General features: G+C 69.9%; 2 protein-coding genes. Both read left to right on the top strand.

What is annotated here, in order from left to right; all coding sequences use genetic code 11:
• Positions 1-2922, top strand: a 2922-nt coding sequence (locus D7V77_RS40465) for a tetratricopeptide repeat protein (RefSeq protein WP_120581514.1), incomplete at its 5' end; no start/stop codon positions are given.
• Between the two features lie 169 nt (positions 2923-3091).
• Entirely contained in the window at positions 3092-4372 is a 1281-nt protein-coding gene (gene serS, locus D7V77_RS40460; protein ID WP_120581513.1) for a serine--tRNA ligase, read from the top strand.
• The last annotated feature ends 123 nt before the right edge of the window (positions 4373-4495 follow it).

Genomic DNA, 4495 nt, shown 5'->3' with positions numbered 1-4495 from the left:
GGCCTTCCGGACGCGCTGGAGTTCGACCCCACCGCCGCGCCCGTGGATGACCTGGAAGCGGACCTCTCCGCGCCGCTGCCGCCCCCGCCCGCCGCGGGCCCCGCGGACGGCCTGGAGATGCTCAGCTTCATCGACGACAGCGCCGGCAAGGACGCCGGTGGCCGCGTGCAGGTGAAGCGCTTCCACGTGCGCCGCCGCTCCGGGAAGATGTTCGGCCCGTTCGAGGAGGGCGTCATCGTCAAGATGCTCGAGGACGGCCAGCTCCTCGGCAACGAGGACGTGTCGCCGGACTCGGAGGCGTGGTCCGCCATCGGCACCGTGCCCGTGTTCGCCGCCGCCATCCAGCGGCTGATGGAGGGCCCGGCCAAGGCCGTGCCGCTCGCGGCCACCCCGGGCGCGCCGGCTCCGGAGACGACGGGCGCCGCGGATCCCGCCAACCCCCAGGCCAGCATGGAGCGGCTGCGCCAGCTCTACGAAGGCCGCATGGCCGCGGTGTCCGTCGTGGACCGCAGCGCCTCCGACGCGAAGTGGAAGAAGCGCCTGCCCGCCATCATCGCCGCGGGCGTGGCGGTGGTCGTGCTGGGCACCGGCGCCAGCTTCGAGGCCAGCCGCTACGGCGCCTTCGGCCGTAACAAGTTCTTCCCGGCCCGCGTGTCCGCCGGCTCCGCCGAGGCGAAGCTCGTCGAGGAGGCGCGCAAGGGGCTGCTGGCGGACACGTACGCCAGCTACAAGGATGCGCGAAAGAAGAGCGCCCAGGTGCTGGCGAAGAACGAGTACCCGGAGGTCCGCGCCCTCTGGTGCCAGTCCGTCGCCTACCTGCAGCGCCGCTACGCGGACGGAGAGCGCTCCGACCTCACCGCGTGCGGCAAGCACATGGAGTCCATCGAGCTGCTGGGTGAGAAGAACGTGGAGGTCATCAAGACCACCGCCGGCATCGCGCTCACCCAGCGAAGGGCCGCGGAGGTACAGGCCCGCCTGCAGGACGCCGCCAGCCGCGAGGACAACCAGGGCGACCTGGAGCTCTCCTTCCTCCTGGCGGAGTCCTACGCGCAGCAGAAGGACATCCCCAACGCCGTCGCCACGCTGACCAAGCTGCTGGAGAAGGACGCGAAGTCCGCCAAGGCCCACCACGCGCTGGGCAACCTGTACCAGGCGCAGGGCAAGGCCGACGAGGCCGCCAAGGCCTACGCGGAGGCGCTCGCCGCGGATCCGCAGCACGCCGCCTCCGCGGTGGAGCTGGCCGCGGTGGAGCTGCTGGTGCGCAAGTCGAACATCGAGCAGGGCGCCCAGGCCGTGGAGAGCGCCCTGAAGCTCCAGGACGCGCTGGGGCCCGCCGAGCGCGCCCGCGCCCTCGGCCTCAAGGGCATGGCCCTCTTCCAGCAGTTCAAGCCCAAGGAAGCGGAAACGGAGCTGAAGGAGGCCCTCAAGGCCAACCCGGACTCCGAGTTCATCAAGGCCCAGCTCGCCCAGGTGCTGCGCTCGCAGCGTGACTACGACGGCGCGCTGCCGCTCTACGCCTCGCTCGCGAAGGAGGACAAGGACAACCTGGAGTTCGTGGACGGCCACATCACCGCGCTGGTGATGACGGGCAAGATGCAGGACGCGCTCACCGCCGTGGAGGCCGCCAGCAAGAGCTTCCCCAACGAGGCGCGCATCGCGTACCTCTACGGCCGCATCGAGGACGCGCTCGACAAGCCCACGGAGGCGGAAGGCCACTTCAAGCGCGCCAACGCCGCCGACGCGAAGCTGGTGGACGCGGGCCTGTACCTGGGCCGCCTGTATCTCCGGCAGCACCGCAACGCGGACGCGCGCGGCCTGCTGGAGGCCGCCGCGCAGCAGGCGCCGGAGCACGCGGGCGTGCACGCGGGCCTGGGAGAGCTGGCGCTCGCGGAGAACAACAGCCTGCTCGCGCAGCAGGAGTTCGACCGCGCCGTACAGCTGGACCCCAACCTGGCGGACGCCCACCTGGGCCTGTCACGCGTGGCCCTGCTCAATGGCGACGCCACCCGCGCGGAGACGGAGGCCAACCGCGCCCTGGAGCTGGATCCGCACCTGTTGAAGGACGGCCGGCTGCAGCGCGGCCTGGTCCTCTGGCGGCTGCACCGGCTGGACGAGGCCGCCGCGGAGCTGGAGAAGGCCAAGGCGGAGGACCCCCGCTCCATCACCACGCCCATCACCCTGGGCGCGGTGCTCCTGGAGAAGGGCGACCTGGCCGGAGCGGAGAGCAACCTGGGCCTCGCGCTGCGCAACGAGCCGTCCAATCACGAGGCGCTCTACTACCTGGGCCTCGTGCGCGCGAAGCGCGCCGAGTACACCCAGGCGCTCGACAGCATGAAGACCGCCGTGGACCGCGCGCCCAAGCGCCCGGACTACCACTACGCGTACGGCGTCATCCTGCGCGACGCGAAGCGGCTGCCGGACGCCGTCGAGCAGTGGAAGGCCGCCGTGGAGCTGGAGCCCAACTACGCGGACGCGCACGAGGCCCTGGGCCACGCCCACCTGGAGCGCGCCCAGTTCGACGACGCCATCGCCTCCTTCGAGGCGGCGCTCAAGGCGGATCCGCAGCGCACACGGGTGATGGGCGCCATCGGCGACGTGCTCTTCAACGCCGCCCGCTGGGACGACGCCGTTCGCCGCTACCAGGCGGCGCTCAAGGCGGATCCGAAGCTCACGTACGTCTACTACAAGGTCGCCCGCGCCTTCACGGAGCAGGCCCAGTACGCCAAGGCCATCGACTGGTACAAGAAGGCCACCAGCGTCGAGCCGGACAACGCGCAGTCCTTCTACTACCTGGGCTTCGCCTACAAGGAGCGCAACAAGCGCAAGGACGCCATCACGGCCTTCAAGGAGTACCTGGTGAAGAAGCCGGACGCGGCGGACAAGAAGGACATCGAGGACGAAATCTACGACCTCGAACACTGACCGGGACTGGCGGGCGGGCCTCTCGTTCCAGGCCCGCCCACCCCTCCGGTAGACCAGCGGCGGGGCCCTTCCGGTCAGCCCCCGGGGCCTGGGGGCGTCCGGCCTTGAGCACCCGGTGCGTGGTGAGCCTTGCCGGCCCACGCCCGGGATGACTACAAGGCGAGCCCCTATGCTGGACCTCCGGAACGTTGCGCAGAACTTCGATGCGGTCGTCGCCCGACTGAAGACTCGGGGCGGCAGCCTGGACCTCAGCCCCTTCCAGTCGCTCTTCCTGGAGCGCCGCGACCTCTATGTCTCCATGGAGGCGCTGGCCGCGCGCCGCAACGCCGCCAACGAGGAGATGAAGCGCAAGGCCAAGGAGGACCCGTCCGCCATGGAGAAGCTCCGCGGCGACCTGCGCGGCGTCTCCCAGGAGATCAAGGAGAAGGAGTCCCGCCTCAAGGAAGTCGAGGACGAGCTCAACCGCATCCTGCTGGTCATCCCCAACGTGCCCCACGACTCCGTCCCGGTGGGCGCGAGCGCGGACGAGAACGTCCAGGTGAAGACCTGGGGTGAGAAGCCGAACCTGCTCTTCACGCCGAAGCAGCACTTCGAGCTGGGCGAGTCGCTGGGCATGCTCGACTTCGAGCGCGCCGCGAAGGTGTCCGGCAGCCGCTTCACCTTCTACAAGGGCGCCCTGGCGCGGCTGGAGCGCGCGCTCGTCACGTTCATGATCGACGTGCACACGTCCAAGGGCTACACGGAGCTGCTCCCGCCCTACCTCGTGCTGCGCGAGACGATGATGGGCACGGGCCAGCTGCCCAAGTTCGAGGACGACGCCTTCAAGACGTCCGGCGACCCCGAGCGCTTCCTCATCCCCACCGCGGAAGTCCCCGTGACGAACTACCACGCGGACGAAATCCTGGAGGGCGACCAGCTCCCCATCCGCTACTGCGCCTTCAGCCCGTGCTTCCGCGCGGAGGCCGGCGCCGCCGGACGCGACACGCGCGGCCTCATCCGCCAGCACCAGTTCCACAAGGTGGAGCTGGTGAAGTTCTCCCAGCCGGACAAGAGCCTGGAAGAGCTGGAGGCCATGACGGATGACGCGTGCGACATCCTCCGCCGGCTGGGGCTGCACCACCGCGTGATGCTGCTGTGCACCGGGGACATGGGCTTCGGCGCGCGCAAGACGTACGACATCGAGGTCTGGCTGCCCGGCCAGGGCGCGTACCGGGAGATTTCGTCCTGCTCGGACTGCGGCGACTTCCAGGCCCGCCGCGCGAAGATCCGCTTCCGCCCCCAGAAGGGGGACAAGCCCCAGATGCTGCACACCCTCAACGGCAGCGGGCTGGCCGTGGGGCGCACGAGCATCGCCATCCTGGAGAACTTCCAGCGGGAGGACGGAAGCGTCGCCATCCCGGAGGCGTTGGTGCCGTACATGGGCGGGCTGAAGGAATTGCGCCCCCTCTAAGTAGGTCGCCAGAAGTTCCGAGACAAATCCGGGTCGCATGCGCAGTTTCTGGAGCATGCGACCGGCAAGGAGCCCTGCCGAGCTGGGGCTGACAGCATACGACATGCGGAAGCTGGAGCGGGC

The organism is Corallococcus sp. CA041A, assembly GCF_003612075.1.
Classification (GTDB): Bacteria; Myxococcota; Myxococcia; order Myxococcales; family Myxococcaceae; genus Corallococcus; species Corallococcus exiguus.
The sequence above is the reverse complement of the archived record's forward strand: the minus strand, read 5'-3'. Positions and strand labels throughout refer to the sequence as shown.

Bases quoted from the DNA above. Each gene is read 5' to 3' on its own strand.
- serS (WP_120581513.1), top strand. From the start codon at position 3,092: ATGCTGGACCTCCGGAACGTTGCGCAGAACTTCGATGCGGTCGTCGCC.